13 protein-coding genes are annotated in these 13,682 nt (G+C 64.5%); 12 read left to right on the forward strand and 1 reads right to left on the reverse strand.

Features of this window, described 5'->3' with window-relative positions; genetic code table 11:
- Positions 1-146: 146 nt before the first annotated feature.
- The 4 genes from AC1Q5P_RS20400 (at position 147) to AC1Q5P_RS20415 (ending at position 5,935) form a co-directional block, all read left to right on the forward strand.
- The gene (locus tag AC1Q5P_RS20400) at positions 147-485 is read left to right on the forward strand and encodes a zincin-like metallopeptidase domain-containing protein (protein ID WP_492519905.1); all 339 of its coding nucleotides are present in this window, start codon (positions 147-149) and stop codon (positions 483-485) included.
- A 109-nt stretch (positions 486-594) separates the two neighbouring features.
- A complete protein-coding gene (locus tag AC1Q5P_RS20405) occupies positions 595-1,986 on the forward strand; it encodes a tyrosine-type recombinase/integrase (protein WP_073974081.1) in 1,392 nt (463 codons plus the stop codon).
- Complete coding sequence (locus tag AC1Q5P_RS20410) at positions 1,983-3,770, forward strand: site-specific integrase (protein ID WP_073974080.1); 1,788 nt, start codon at positions 1,983-1,985, stop codon at positions 3,768-3,770. The genes AC1Q5P_RS20405 and AC1Q5P_RS20410 overlap by 4 nt, the downstream gene beginning before the upstream one ends.
- Positions 3,767-5,935, forward strand: a complete 2,169-nt coding sequence (locus tag AC1Q5P_RS20415) for a site-specific integrase (protein ID WP_073974079.1) — start codon at positions 3,767-3,769, stop codon at positions 5,933-5,935. The genes AC1Q5P_RS20410 and AC1Q5P_RS20415 overlap by 4 nt, the downstream gene beginning before the upstream one ends.
- An 89-nt stretch (positions 5,936-6,024) precedes the next feature.
- On the opposite strand, the gene AC1Q5P_RS20420 is transcribed toward AC1Q5P_RS20415, so the two are convergent.
- Positions 6,025-6,471 carry a MarR family winged helix-turn-helix transcriptional regulator gene (locus AC1Q5P_RS20420; protein ID WP_073974078.1) on the reverse strand — a complete coding sequence of 149 codons (447 nt, stop codon included), beginning with the start codon at positions 6,469-6,471 and terminating at the stop codon, positions 6,025-6,027.
- 73 nt (positions 6,472-6,544) lie between these two features.
- Here AC1Q5P_RS20420 and AC1Q5P_RS20425 point away from each other — a divergent pair, with 73 nt between their 5' ends.
- The 8 genes from AC1Q5P_RS20425 to AC1Q5P_RS20460 all read left to right on the forward strand — a co-directional run bounded on the left by AC1Q5P_RS20425 (position 6,545) and on the right by AC1Q5P_RS20460 (position 13,662).
- Positions 6,545-7,429, forward strand: coding sequence for an alpha/beta fold hydrolase (locus tag AC1Q5P_RS20425; protein ID WP_073974077.1), 885 nt, complete (start codon positions 6,545-6,547; stop codon positions 7,427-7,429).
- A complete protein-coding gene (locus AC1Q5P_RS20430) occupies positions 7,426-7,839 on the forward strand; it encodes a hotdog fold thioesterase (RefSeq protein WP_073974076.1) in 414 nt (137 codons plus the stop codon). The genes AC1Q5P_RS20425 and AC1Q5P_RS20430 overlap by 4 nt, the downstream gene beginning before the upstream one ends.
- Positions 7,829-9,280, forward strand: coding sequence for an efflux transporter outer membrane subunit (locus tag AC1Q5P_RS20435; protein ID WP_073974075.1), 1,452 nt, complete (start codon positions 7,829-7,831; stop codon positions 9,278-9,280). Before AC1Q5P_RS20430 ends, AC1Q5P_RS20435 begins: the two co-directional genes overlap by 11 nt.
- Positions 9,277-10,422 (forward strand): EmrA/EmrK family multidrug efflux transporter periplasmic adaptor subunit, encoded by a 1,146-nt coding sequence (locus AC1Q5P_RS20440; RefSeq protein WP_073974074.1) that lies wholly within the window; start codon positions 9,277-9,279, stop codon positions 10,420-10,422. The genes AC1Q5P_RS20435 and AC1Q5P_RS20440 overlap by 4 nt, the downstream gene beginning before the upstream one ends.
- Before the next feature lie 6 nt (positions 10,423-10,428).
- Positions 10,429-11,958, forward strand: a complete 1,530-nt coding sequence (locus tag AC1Q5P_RS20445) for a DHA2 family efflux MFS transporter permease subunit (RefSeq protein ID WP_073974073.1) — start codon at positions 10,429-10,431, stop codon at positions 11,956-11,958.
- Positions 11,959-12,102: 144 nt separating this feature from the next.
- Positions 12,103-13,005, forward strand: coding sequence for an ArdC family protein (locus tag AC1Q5P_RS20450; RefSeq protein ID WP_079731419.1), 903 nt, complete (start codon positions 12,103-12,105; stop codon positions 13,003-13,005).
- Entirely contained in the window at positions 13,002-13,301 is a 300-nt protein-coding gene (locus tag AC1Q5P_RS20455) for a zincin-like metallopeptidase domain-containing protein (RefSeq protein ID WP_481135810.1), read from the forward strand. Before AC1Q5P_RS20450 ends, AC1Q5P_RS20455 begins: the two co-directional genes overlap by 4 nt.
- A complete protein-coding gene (locus AC1Q5P_RS20460) occupies positions 13,270-13,662 on the forward strand; it encodes a hypothetical protein (RefSeq protein WP_481135811.1) in 393 nt (130 codons plus the stop codon). Before AC1Q5P_RS20455 ends, AC1Q5P_RS20460 begins: the two co-directional genes overlap by 32 nt.
- Positions 13,663-13,682 lie beyond the last annotated feature (20 nt).

The raw sequence follows: 13,682 nt of genomic DNA on the forward strand, positions 1-13,682 counted from the left end.
GCGCTGAAAGGTGCACGTTCGGTTCGGAGGGGGGCCTAGCGATGTTCTCTCCGAGACATTGCGGGCCTACCCTACCCTCGCAGATTGAAGGCCTGCCGCCGCATTTCTATCCCAGTCCGGTCCCCGAAGCACCGCCGCAACCCTCTGTGAAGGCAGCGGCCATCCAGGCCTTCTTTGCTCCGATCCCTGCTGATATCCGCCACGGCGGTGACCGTGCATTCTTCTCTCCGGGCGGAGACTATATCCAGCTTCCAGAGCGCGGCGCCTTCCGCACCGAGGACGGATATGTCGCCACCAAAGCGCACGAACTCGGCCATTGGAGCGGGCACCCCTCGCGGCTCGCGCGCACATTCGGCAAGCGGTTCGGCGACAAGGCCTACGCCTTCGAGGAACTGGTCGCGTTATCTGGACAGTCTGCACCGTGCCTGACGCACCATCGAACGGTATGTTCTTGGCACAACGCAGGGGGCCATCAGGCCGGATGAAGCGCTATCCATAAGCTGGCGTAGTCCGGCCTGATGGCCACCGTCCCGCAGCCGCGCAACGTGCGCGATCTGGAGTCGGGAGGGGGTCCGGGGGAGGGACTGGCAAGCTGTGGATACTTCAGACACGTCGATCGTCATTCATGAACGCCGGGCGGCGGATGGCTTGGATTCCTACGTCCCGGTGATCCTGCGAGGTGGAGAGATCTACGATCCAGACCTCGACCGCTACTTTCTTGATCTGCCGTTGAGCGGGGCGCGGTCTCGCCATTCGCTACGCGCCCACGGCTATGATGTCCTGGTCTGGGTTCGCTTCCTCGCCTCAGTCTGTGGCAAGTCTGTCTGGCAAGCCGATACCGATGATGTCAGTGCTTATCATCGGGCACGTCGGCGTAGTGACGCTGAGTTCCGGGTTTCGACGTCGACGTGGAACCGGGCGATTGCCTCGCTCGACAAGCTTTATCGATGGGCCGAGCGGGAGGGCCTGATCGAGCGCACCCCATTTACCCACCGTCAGGTCTGGCGAAGTTCGCACGGAGGGCGTCGAGCGGCCGTCACGGGCCGCAACGACGCCTATGAACGCGCGGCCCGTCGGTCAGATGTCCGCTTCATCGATCTCACCGATTACCACGCCTTTCGCGAGGTTGGCCTGCGCGGCCTGACCGTAGAGGGAACAGAGCGTCCTGGAGCACGTGACCGCAATGGCGCGCGCAACGCGCTGTTCGCCGATCTGTTGGTCACCACTGGCCTGCGCCTGGAAGAGGCATCTCACCTGCTCACTGCCGAGATTCCGGTTGGCGGCGCCCGCGCGGAACGGCAGCGGCGGGTCGAACTTCCGGCGGCACTTACCAAGGGGGATAGGGGGCGTGGCATATTGCTGCCGCGCCGTTTGTTGCCGATGTTTGACGCCTATATCGCCGTGGAGCGAGCCGCAGCCGTCGCCAAGTTCGCAAGGCGCCGTGGCTGGGAAGCCATTGACCGCCCGATCTTCATACACCGCCCCTCATTCAGGCTGCGCGCATTGCAGCTGGTTGGCGGTGGCACGATGGATATGGAGGTCGTCACACCGGATGAACGCGCAAGGCTTGTAATTTGCGCCGACGATGGAACGCCTGGCGAAGCGGCGGTGCTCTGGCTGACCGAGGTCGGGCATCCGGTGCTCCCCAACTCGTGGGAAGCGATCTTCGCGCGGGCGAGCCGCCGTTGCACGGATGCCGGCATCCCGGTCCGGGTCAGCCCCCATCAACTCAGGCATTCCTTTGCGGTCCACATGCTGGCGATGCTGATCCAGCGCCGCCTTGCCGAGGCGGCGGCACCGGTGGGTGCCATGGAAGGGTATCGCCAGTTGGTCGGCGATCCGCTTCAACAGGTTCAGCGATTGCTTGGCCATTCAAGCCTCGCCACGACCTCGATCTATCTCGATCACCTCGCCACGCGTGCCGATACCGTCGATGCGGCGGTCGAAGAGCTGTTGGCACTCGTACCGGACTATCTTCCATCATGACCGCTGCTCCACGCAAAGGGCGCAAGGTCAGTTTCGAGGCCGCCGCGACTGCGCCCGAGGCCGATCCATGGTCGCAGATCAGCACGCTGCGCTTCATGATCGATCCGCCATACGGCGGCGAGTTGCTCGTGGATTTCACCAGCTTGCGGCCACGAGGCCTGGCTCTCGCCTTTGCACGGGGCCTGTTCATGCTGGTTGCCCCGCGCGGCCCCATTTTGGTGCGTTCGTCGATCAAGACATACGTGACGCAGTTACCGAGCTTCTTTGCCTATCTTGCCGGGACAGGCGACCGGATCAACGGGCCGGCAGACCTTCGCACCGACCATATCGACGGGTTCGAGAGGTGGCTCGCCGCGCAGGGCAAGTCGCGGACACACGCGCCGACCTATGTCGCCAAGGTCGTCTCGGTCCTTCGCCGCATTGCGGCCGATGGTCCCGAGCTTGTCGATCCTGGCTTGCGGGAACGGCTGCGCTACGTCAGCTCGCACCCCCACGTTCGCCCCCGTCCACGCGATGCCTACAGTCCGTATGTCGCTCGCCAACTCCGCGATGCGGCCCGCGCCGATCTTGTTGCGATCGAGGCGCGCTTGCGGTCGGGGCCGCGTTTCGATGAGGTGCCGGAGACAGAAGGTGCTTACCGCGAAGCCCACGCTGCGATCGACGCGCGCGGTGTGCTGCACTACCGTGACCCCGCATATCAGAGCCTGTATAAGCTGCGGTGGATTCGCGAACTGAGCGGCGCAAGGTTCAACCTGAGCCTCCATGCTGCCCACTACCTTACTGCACACGACGTCGTGCCGCTTCTCGTTCTGCTCTCGCTGGAGACGGGGCTCGAGCTGGAGTGTTGCAAGTCGCTCACCATCGATTGTTTGCGCAATGCTTCGGGCGGTACCGTCGATGTCGCCTATACCAAGCTTCGCGCCCACGGCGCCGAGCACAAGACCATCCGGGTCCGTGATGGCGGCTCATCGACACCGGGCGGCCTGATCCGGCGGATCATCGCACTCTCCGCCAAGGCCAGGGTGCATAATTCCAGCGACAACCTCTGGGTCTATTATCAGACCAACGAGATCACCGCTGGTATCCGCCAACCGCGCATGACGATCGACGCCTGGACGCAGCGTCACGGCATTGTCGATGACGCCGGTCGACCGCTATTCCTGCGCCTCTCGCAGCTACGCAAGACGCACAAGGCCTTGTGGTACCTTAAGACCGAAGGGCACATGGCCCGCTTCGCCGTCGGCCATACCGCCGAGATCGCGGCACGGCACTACGCCGATATTCCGGCACTCAGACCGCTGCACGAGCAGGCCGTGGCGGATGCCCTCGAAGAAGCGCTGACCGGTCCAAGGATACTTCCTCCCTCGGACGAGGAGCGGCTGCGCAGGGAGTTGGCGAGCCCCGCTCCGGATGTTGAAGGCGTCTCGCGCGCACTTCTCGACGGCGAACAGGACGTCTGGCTTGCCAACTGCGGTAACTTCTATTCCAGTCCCTTTGCATCTGCCGGTACCGCGTGCCCCACGCCGTTCTGGGGTTGCCTCGATTGTCGCAACGCGGTCATCACCGCGCGCAAGCTGCCCGCCATCCTCGCGTTCCTCACCTTCGTCGATGATCAGCGAGCCGGTTTGAGCGCGGCCGAGTGGGCAGCCAAGTTCGGCCATGCCCGTGACCGCATTGTTCAGCAGATCCTGCCCGCCTTCGGCGACGACGTCGTGGCAAAGGCCCGGGCGCAGGTCGCGGTCGAACCTCCCACGGTCTATCTGCCACCCGAGGCCCGCGCATGACCCCTCTCCAGCTGCTCGCCGACAGCTGCAATGAACGTGACGCCCTCCCGGTGCTCATCTCCGCACCGCTCCGCCCTGGGGTCGATCGCGCGCATATCTCGCGATACGGCGATCCGGTCTGGGATCTGGCTCCCGGCGTGTTTCGCGACAACGCCCGGCGCTGCCATATCACGGTACATTTCGATGGTATCGACGACCCATCCATCGCCGATGCCCTGCGCCAGATTCTTCATGCGCGTCTCAATGTCGATCTACCCGGGCACCGTTCACGGCTTGAGCCGGCGGGGGTGCGCGGTGAGGCCAACCGGACCTTGCGCTTTTTCGACTTCGTGAAGGCTCAGCTGGGTCGTTTCGATCTCGGCCGGGTCGATCAGTCGTTGGCTGATCGCTACGCCCGCTCTTTGCGCCTTGCCGGACTGCGTCCGGTTGCGGCGGCAGCGCTGCTGCGGATAATCTTCGACCTGCATGAGTTGCGGCACCATCTGCCGACTGCGCGCCTGTCCTTTGAACCGTGGCCGGGGCGCAGCCCTTTCTCGGTTGCGGGAGCAAAGTACGTCGCCGGAGAGAACCGGACGCCGCGCATTCCGGAAGCGATCATCACCCCGCTGCTCGCCTGGTCGCTGCGCTACGTGACCTGCTATGCAGATGACATCCTCGCCGCGCGGGCGGAACTCGACCGCCTCGAAGCAACGCGCAACTGTCTGATCACCGCTGAGGAAGGGCTTGATCCCGCTGCTCGCCGTTTTCGGCAACGCCAACGCCTCATCGCCTATGTGGCAGCTTTGCAGCGACAAGGTCGCGGGATTCCGATCTGGACCACCCCACACAACGGCACAACGCGGACAGATCCGCACACCGGGGAAGTCACGCCGCCCATCAACTACCACCTGATCCACCTCCATGCCGGCATCGACGCGCAGGCCGAACCGGCCATGCACCTTGGCCTGACCACCGGCGCGCCGGACCTCATCGCCGCCGCCGTAGCAGAACTCGGCACCGAGATTGGCGGGATGGATACGGCCATTTCGGCCGATCCCGATACCGGCCTGCTCTGGCGTACCCGCTTCGATGCCAAGGTCCTGGCTCTCGAAGAGGTCATGCTGCAGTCGGCAGCCTACGTCGTCTGCGCCTACCTCTCAGGCATGCGGGACAGCGAGATCCAGGCGATGAAGCAGGGATGCCTGTCCATCACCAGATCAGAAGACGGTGCGATCTTGCGGCATGGCATCAAGTCCACCGCTTACAAGGGCAAGCGCGGCGGCGGCGAGGAGACCGAGTGGGTCACGATCGCGCCGGTCGCCGAAGCCATCGCTGTCCTCGAACGCCTGTCCGCGCGGGCGGGGCAAGCGCGCGGGACAACGACTTTGTGGCCGGTCCTCGCGCTTCGGGCCAACACCAAGACGCACATTTCTGCCGAGATCGTCCGGCAACTCAACCGGTTTCGCGATCATCTCAACGACCGGTTCGGAACGGCTGAGGCACCGATCATTCCTGCCGGACCCAATGGCGCGCCCTGGCGGCTGACCACACGCCAGTTTCGCCGGACCATTGCCTGGCACATCGCCAACCGGCCCTTTGGGACGATTGCCGGCATGATCCAGTACAAGCACGCCAGCGTTGCGGCGTTTGAAGGCTATGCCGGCAGCAGCCGGTCCGGATTTCGCGGAGAGATCGAAGCCCAGCGCGCGCTTGGCCAGATCGACGATATCCTCGTCTACTTCGACGAGCGGCAAGGTGGTGCGCGCCTTGGCGGACCTGCCGCGAACAGGATCGGAGCCGCACTCGATACTGTTGGCCACGAGTTGGCGCCGCTACCTGCCATGATTGCCGACCGGCCCCGCCTGCGCACGATGCTCGGCAGTCTCGCGCGGACATTGCATGTCGGCCCGCTGGCCGATTGCTTCTTTGATCCGGCAACTGCCCTGTGCCTCAACCGCATTTCGGAACCGGGTGCCACCGGACCAATGATCGCCATGTGCGAGCCGGTCCGCTGCCCCAATGCCTGTATTGTCGAACGGCATCGCCCGGCCTGGCAGTGCGGAGCTGACGAGGCGCGGCTGTTGCTGCGCGAGAAGCGGCTTCCAGAACCGCAACGGGTGACGCTTCAGGCCGAGGTGGCAAGGATCGAGAGGATCCTGTCGCAGATCGGTCCCGAAGCGAAGTAAGGCTGATAATCCCCCGCAAGCGTCCAGGGGAAGCCGTCCTGGTCTTGCGGCGTCGACATTCCAGCTGGCGGCCGCAGCCAGCGTGAAGGCTACAGATTGGCGGACATGGTGGCCAGAAGTCGCTTGAACACGGCAACTTCATCGCCCGATATGCCGGCGAGCAACCGTTCATAGACCACATCGGCTTCCGCTCTGAGCGCGGGCAGGATGCCGATCGCCTTAGGACGCAGGTGCAAGGTCCACACCCGCCGATTGCCTTCCACAGCCCGGCGCTCGACGTAATCCGCCTTTTCGAGTTGGTCGATGACGTGACCGACGCTGGCGCGTTCCAGTTCGAGGCATTTGGCCAGCTCGGTCTGGGTCAGACCGGGCGTGCGGAAGATATAGGCGAGAGCGCGCCATTGGGTTCGGGTCAGCCCGAACTTCGCGGTCGAGGAATCGAACACGCGGCGCAGCTTGCGCGGAACCTCCTCAACCAGGAACACCAGCCCATCGGCCTCGGTGAGGTAGCTCTGCTGGTCGGACGTGTTCGCCATGCCACAGCTCATAGCTTCCGATTGACCAAAAGGACAGCCTTTACTGTAAGGCATCATACAGTAAGATAAAAGCATGTCGAATCCGCCCGTCACGCTCTCCGGCCATTCCGGCCATGCTATCGCCGCCCTGATCGAAGGCCCTGAGCAGGGTATGCCGGTGCTGCTCGCCCACGGCGGCGGGCAGACCAAGCGGGCGTGGAAGCGGGTGACGGCGATGCTGGCCGACTGCGGCTTTCGCGCTATCGCGCTCGATTTGCGCGGTCATGGCGACAGCGCTTGGGCCGATGACGGAGCCTATGACATTGTCGATTTCGCGGGCGACCTGATCGCGATTGCCGGGTCGCTCGACCGCAAGCCCGCACTGATCGGGGCGTCGTTAGGCGGACTTGCCGGGATCATGGCCGAAGGCGAGGTCGCTCCCGGCAGCTTCGCCTCGCTGACCTTGGTGGACATCACACCGCAAATGGAGGCGGGCGGTGTTACGCGCGTAGTCGGGTTCATGGCTGCCCATGCCCGCGAAGGCTTTGCCTCGCCCGAGGAAGCGGCGCGCGTGATCTCCGAGTATCTCCCCCATCGTCCAAGCCGCAAGGCGTCGTCCGGCCTCGCCCACTATCTGCGGCAGAAGGGCGACGGGCGCTATTACTGGCATTGGGACCCGGCATTCATCGACGGCATCATGCGGCGCCATGCCGAGCGCGGCGACAGCAGCGACTTTGGGCGCACAGAATTGGGCGAAGCCGCATCGCGGCTTGCGCTTCCGGTCCACCTGATCAGGGGCGGATCGAGCGATCTGGTGTCACCGGAAGCCGTGGCGCATTTCCGCGCGCTCGTGCCGCATGCCGCTTACAGTGACATCGCCGATGCGACGCATATGGTGGTCGGCGACCAGAACGATGCCTTTGGCGACGCGATCCTCGATTTCCTTGTCCGCACGCACGGAAAGGCGGTCGCGGCATGAACGATCCGGCAGCAAGCATGGACCTCGACCAGCTCCGTTCGATGTTGCTCATTGCGCCGTTCCACCAATGGCTGGGGCTGGATATCGCCGAACTGACAGACGACGCGCTGATCCTTGAAATGCCGTGGCGCGACGAGATCGTCTCCAACCCGATGATCGGATCGGCGCATGGCGGCATCCTCTCGGCGCTGATCGACCTGACCGGGCTTTACACGATCAACGCGCTCGGCGGATCGGCGCGCGCCACCGCCGATATGCGGGTCGATTTCCATCGCCCTGCGACCTCAGGTCCGCTGCGCGCGATTGGGCGGGTGGTCAAGCTGGGCAAGCAGATCAGTGTCGCGGAGACCCGCATCGAGGATGCCGAAGGGCGATTGCTGGCCAGCGGGCGGGGTGCCTATGTCGGCTAGGTTCCGAATCTACGGCGGCGCAGCGTTGGTGCTGGCTCTGGCCGCGTGCGTCCCGGTTTCCCATCCCGGAGCACGGCCCGCGTTGCGCACTGCCGAGACGACCGAGGCGGGGCAGACCCTCGCCGCGCGCGGCAACACGGCCTGGCCGCCGGACCAATGGTGGCGCTTGGCGGGCGATCCGCAACTGACCGCGCTGATCGAGGAAGGCCTCGCCAATTCACCGCAGGTCGCGGTGGCGGTGGCGCGGGTCAGGCGCGCGGAAGCCGAGGCGCAGCGGGTCGGGGCCGCACGGCTCCCCTCGATTGGGGCCGAGGCCGAAGGCGGCCTGCGCCGCCAGAGCGGCAACAACGGCATTCCCGCGCAGTTTCTGCCCGATGGCTGGAAGGATTACGGGCAAACTTCGCTGAGCTTCGGCTTCGACCTCGACCTGTGGGGGCGCAACCGGGCGGCCCTTGCGGCAGCGACTTCGGATGCCCGAGCGGCGGCGGTCGATGCGGCGCAGGCCCGCCTGGTGCTGTCGGTTGCGATAACCGCCGCTTATGCCGAACTCGGTCGCCATTATCGCGAGCGCGACAACGCCGCAGCCATGCTCGCCAACCGCCAGGCGATGCGCGACATTGTCGCCCAGCGCCAGCGCAACGGGCTCGACAACCTCGCCAGTCTGCGCCGCGCCGATGCCGAGGTCGCCGGAGCAGAGCAGGATCTAGCCGCAGTTGACGAGAACATCGGCATCCGGCGCAATCAGCTGGCCGCGCTCCTGGGTGCTGGCCCCGATCGGGGGCAGTCGATCACCCGTCCGCCACTGGCGCCTTCAACGCCCGGCGGGGTTCCCGCTGGTGTCACCACCGACCTGCTCGGCCGGCGTCCCGATATCGTCGCCGCGCGCGAGCGGGTCGAAGCGGCGGCAAGCCGGGTCAAGGTCGCGCGGGCCGGGTTCTTTCCCTCGATCAACCTCAGGGCGCTGATTGGCCTGCAGGCCCTGGGTCTCGGCAATCTTGTCGATTCCGGCTCGCTGTTTGGAAGCGTCGGCCCGGCAATCAGTCTGCCGATCTTTCAGGGCGGCGCGCTCAAGGCGCAATATGGCAGCGCCGAGGCAGCCTATGACGAGGCCGTCGCAAACTACAACCAGACTGTGGTCACCGCCTACCAGCAAGTTGCCGACGCGGTGACCCAACGCGACGCGGCGGACAAGCGGCTTCGCGCGGCCCGCACCGCACTGGCCGCCAACGAAGATGCACTCGGTCTGGTGCGCACACGCTACGAGGCCGGGCTTGCCAGCTATCTCGACGTGCTCGCGAGCGAACGCGGCGTGCAGGACCTTCGCCTCGCCGTTATCGGCCTTGAGACATATCAGCGCGGCGCGACGCTGGCGTTGATCCGCGCGCTGGGCGGCGGGTTCGACGCGGCCACTACCCAACCATCAGGACAGACCGACCAATGAGCGATACCGCGACACAAGCTGCCGAAGTCGATCCGGAACTGTCCGCCTTTCGCAAGACCCGCCGGACGATGTGGCTCAAGCGCCTGGCCATCGCGCTGGCAATCGCGGCGCTTGCCTGGGGTGCGTGGTATGTGCTGGTCGCTCGCAACTATGTCAGCACCGACAACGCCTATGTGAACGCGCGTATGGCGCAGGTCACCCCGCTGATTGCAGGATCGGCCATCGAGGTGCTCGTCGAAGATACGCAGCAGGTGAAGGCCGGGGACGTCCTGGTCAGGCTCGATCACGCCAACGCCAGGATCGCCGTCGCGCAGGCCGAGGCCGATCTTGCCGCTGCTCGCCGCAAATTCGGCCAGACCGTTGCGACCAACAGCGCGCTATCGGCCCAGATCGATACCTCAAGCGCCGGTCTCGTCCAGGCCCAGGCGCGGCTTCGCACCGCGCAGGCGGAATTCGAAAAGGCAAGGATCGATTTGCAGCGCCGGGAGGCAGTCATTGCCAGCGGCGCGATCTCGGGCGAGGAACTGACACAGGCGCGCAAAGCCTATTCCGCGGCAAGTTCTGCGCTCGAAGCAGCACGTGGCGGCATCTCGGAAGTCGCTTCAGCCCGCCGGGTTGCGCAAGGGCAACTCGCGGCCAACGATGCCCTGGTGCGCGGCTCCAGCGTGGACACCGATCCAGCGGTTCAGGCGGCCAGGGCCCGGCTTGACGCGGCCTTGCTCGATCTCCAGCGTACCGAGATCCGAGCACCGGTCTCCGGGGTGGTGAGCCGCCTGCAAATCCAGGTCGGCCAGCGCCTGAGCCCCGGCCAGACGATCATGACCATCGTTCCGATCGACAAGCTCTACGTCGATGCTAACTTCAAAGAAGTTCAACTGGGGCGCGTTCGCCCCGGCATGGCTGTGACCCTCAAGTCCGATCTCTACGGCGGCGATGTCGTCTATCACGGCAAGGTCACCGGCCTCGCCGGCGGGACCGGCTCGTCGATGGCGATCATTCCCGCGCAGAACGCGACCGGGAACTGGATCAAGACCGTTCAGCGCCTGCCGGTGCGGATCGAACTCGATCCTGCCGAACTGCGTCAGCACCCTTTGCGCGTCGGGCTGTCGGTGGAAGTCGAGATCGATGTCTCGGGCCAGTGACCTGCAATGAGCGAACCCTCACCCCCAAGCGCGGGGATCTCCCCGTCGCGGCAAATGGTCGCAGGCCTGGTGCTGGCTTTGGCCAATTTCATGGTCATCCTCGACCTGACCATCGCCAACGTCTCGATTCCGCACGTCGCGGGCAATCTCGGTATCACGCTCGAACAAGGCGCCTGGATCATCACCTCCTATGCGGTCGCCGAGGCGATCTGCGTCCCCTTGACCGGATGGATCGCCGGTCGCTTCGGGTCGGTGCGCACCTTCCTGTTCAGCATGGTCGGGTTTGGCATCTGCTCCTTTCTCTGCGGCATTTCGGTGACCTTGGGCATGCTCGTGGCAAGCCGGATCGGTCAGGGAATCTTCGGCGCTTTCTTGATGCCGATGTCGCAAACCCTGCTGCTCAGCGTGTTCCCGCCCGAGAAGCGCAATATGGCGATGGGACTATGGGCTGTTACACTGCTGATGGGACCTGCTCTTGGCCCGATGATCGGCGGCTATCTCACCGAAAATTATTCCTGGCATTGGATATTCCTGATCAACATCCCTGTTGCAATTTTGTGCATCGTCGTAGGATTTTCTCTGCTCAGGCCGATCGAGACCGAGCGGCAGATACTACCCATCGACTTTGTCGGCCTCGCCTTGCTGATACTCTGGGTCGGCTGCCTGCAACTGGTGCTCGACCTTGGTCGCAACCACGACTGGTTTGCCGACCCGATGATCGTGGCGCTGTCGATTGCATCATGTGTCGGCTTCGTTGTGTTCGTGATCTGGGAGTTGGGCGAGGATCACCCGATCGTCGATCTTCGAGTCCTCAGGCACCGGGGGTTCAGCGTTGCCCTAACGGTGCTGTCGCTCGCCTTCGCAGGATACTTTGCGGGATTTGTCATTGTTCCCCAATGGCAGCAGGCCTGGCTCGGATTTCCGGCGACCGCCGCCGGTCTGTCCTCATCGTTTTCGGCCATGGGCGGACTGATCACCGCGCCGCTTGTGGCCTATCTGATGAGCCGTCACGACCCGCGCCTCCTCGTTTCAGGCGGCGTTGCCTGGATCGCAGCGATGGCCCTTCTGCGCACGACCTGGACGACGGATTCGGACTTCTGGACCCTCAGTCTGCCGCAGTTCGTTCAGGGACTCGGCGTCACCTTCATGATGCTCCCGCTCATGACCTTGACGCTCAACACGGTTGATGAGAACGAGGTGGCATCGGCTGCCGGCCTTCAAAGCTTCATGCGCACGATTGCGACCGCCGTGGCGACCTCGATCACACTTTCCTACTGGGGTGATACCCAGCGCCTCGCGCGTAGCGACGCGGTCGCAGTCCTGCAGCCGGAAGCGGCGCAGGCAAGCCTTGCGGGACTCGGCTTCCCGCCTGACCAGGTGCGGCAGGTGCTCAGCAATATGGTTGACCTGGAAGCGACAACCATGGCGCTCATCCACACTTTTTGGGCGACCACCGCAATCCTTATCTTTGCCGCGTGTCTTATCTGGCTTGCCCCGCGGCCCGCGAAGACTGGCGGGATGCCGATCGGGCATTGACGCGCCGCCATTCATGAGCGCTGGTTCATCCAAGCAGCATTCGCCCCGCCTCAGGCGGGGCGGGAGAGGTAGAGGAGGCGTGTAGCGGGTGACGGGCTGAAGGAGCGGAAGAGAGTTTCCCTCCGCCCGCCATGGAGACCCGCCATGTCCCGATCCCACCCTGCGACGCCGCGAGCCGACGTCTATTCGCGCATCACCACCGAGATTGTCTCTGCCATCGAAGCCGGTGCCGGCGACTGGCGCATGCCTTGGCACCATGATGGCGCTGCCACGACGAGGCCGCAGAACGTCACCTCCCGCCGTCGCTATCGCGGTGTCAATGTGCTGGCGCTCTGGATTGCCGCTGAAGCCAGCAGCTATTCCAGTGGTCTTTGGGGGACCTATCGCCAGTGGGCAGCTCTTGGCGGACAGGTCCGCAAGGGTGAGCGCGGAACCACCGTCGTGTTCTGGAAGCAGGCCGCATCGCGCGCCGATGACGATCATGACGACGGCGAAGCCGGCCCCGGCCGCATGTTCGCCCGGGCCTTCACCGTGTTCAACCTCGCACAGGTCGAGGGCTATGAGCCCGCTCCTGTCGCGGTATTGCCCGAGAGCGAGCGGTTCGAACATGCCGAGGCATTCGTCGCGGCTCTGAAGATTCCGATCACCGAAGGCGCCTACGATGCGCACTACCGGATCGATCTTGATCACATCTTCATGCCGATCTTTGCCTCGTTTCGGGATCCATCGGCGCAGATGGGCACCCTTCTGCACGAAGCCGGCCACGCTACGGGCGCAAAGCACAGGCTCGACCGCAATTTTGCCGAGAGGTTCAAGCGCGACAGTCTGGCGATCGAGGAGATCTGCGCCGAACTGACAGCTTCGTTCGTGCTCGCCGACCTCGGGATCGCCCACCATCCGCGCGCCGATCATGCCGCATACGTGGCATCGTGGTTGCGCGTGCTGAAGGACGACCCTCGCGCCATCTTCACCGCCGCCAGCAAGGCACAGGCCGCAGCCGACTGGATGCACGCCCAGCAACCCCAGCCCGAGGAGCTGGCGGCATGACGCGCGTCCGGAAAATTGGCGTCGGAAGTCAGATTGGGGCTGGACTGTCAGGATATGTAGCCGAGCAGGTCAGTGCCCGGATCTGTTATGAGCTGGGTCTCCCCGCAGACCTCCATGAAAGCCACGCCAGCTACATCGCCCATTGGCTTGATATCCTGAAATCCGACAAGACCGCGATCATCACGGCTGCCGCCAAGGCCGATCAGGCTTTCAACCTGCTTGCAGCCTATTCGGGCTATGAGAGTGAACCTGCGGAGGAAGCCCATGAAGAGGCGCCAGTTCCGGCTTACGCTTGAGCCAACAGCAGACGACGCGGTGCGGCTTGCGCAGCTCAGCCGCTATGCCAGCGACCTCGCGAGCGGAGGTTCTGCGGACATTGGCGCAGCGCTCGGCGGCCATGTTGGGGCGCTGTTCCCCGGGCGGAACCGTAATGCGGTCCTGGAGAGCCTCCTCGGCAAAGGAGAACCCGGTTGGTCACTGGTGTCCGATCCGGGGCAGGGCGGCTCCTTGGTCATCCAGACAACCGAGGCTGGCGTGGCTGTCTCGGCAATTGCGAGAATCCTCGAACAGGTCGCTCCCGGGACGCTCTTACGGCCGATGATCTATGAGCCACTGTCCCTGAGAAGCTCACGGAAACATCATCGCAGCCTGCATTGAGGGGAGGGGGAGGGGGCCAT

It is taken from the genome of Novosphingobium sp. GW835-FHT14H07 (assembly GCF_058793515.1).

Bases quoted from the DNA above. Each gene is read 5' to 3' on its own strand.
- AC1Q5P_RS20440 (WP_073974074.1), top strand. From the start codon at position 9,277: ATGAGCGATACCGCGACACAAGCTGCCGAAGTCGATCCGGAACTGTCC.
- AC1Q5P_RS20420 (WP_073974078.1), bottom strand. From the start codon at position 6,471: ATGGCGAACACGTCCGACCAGCAGAGCTACCTCACCGAGGCCGATGGG.
- AC1Q5P_RS20445 (WP_073974073.1), top strand. From the start codon at position 10,429: ATGAGCGAACCCTCACCCCCAAGCGCGGGGATCTCCCCGTCGCGGCAA.
- AC1Q5P_RS20425 (WP_073974077.1), top strand. From the start codon at position 6,545: ATGTCGAATCCGCCCGTCACGCTCTCCGGCCATTCCGGCCATGCTATC.
- AC1Q5P_RS20415 (WP_073974079.1), top strand. From the start codon at position 3,767: ATGACCCCTCTCCAGCTGCTCGCCGACAGCTGCAATGAACGTGACGCC.
- AC1Q5P_RS20455 (WP_481135810.1), top strand. From the start codon at position 13,002: ATGACGCGCGTCCGGAAAATTGGCGTCGGAAGTCAGATTGGGGCTGGA.
- AC1Q5P_RS20460 (WP_481135811.1), top strand. From the start codon at position 13,270: ATGAAGAGGCGCCAGTTCCGGCTTACGCTTGAGCCAACAGCAGACGAC.
- AC1Q5P_RS20450 (WP_079731419.1), top strand. From the start codon at position 12,103: ATGTCCCGATCCCACCCTGCGACGCCGCGAGCCGACGTCTATTCGCGC.
- AC1Q5P_RS20410 (WP_073974080.1), top strand. From the start codon at position 1,983: ATGACCGCTGCTCCACGCAAAGGGCGCAAGGTCAGTTTCGAGGCCGCC.
- AC1Q5P_RS20430 (WP_073974076.1), top strand. From the start codon at position 7,426: ATGAACGATCCGGCAGCAAGCATGGACCTCGACCAGCTCCGTTCGATG.
- AC1Q5P_RS20435 (WP_073974075.1), top strand. From the start codon at position 7,829: ATGTCGGCTAGGTTCCGAATCTACGGCGGCGCAGCGTTGGTGCTGGCT.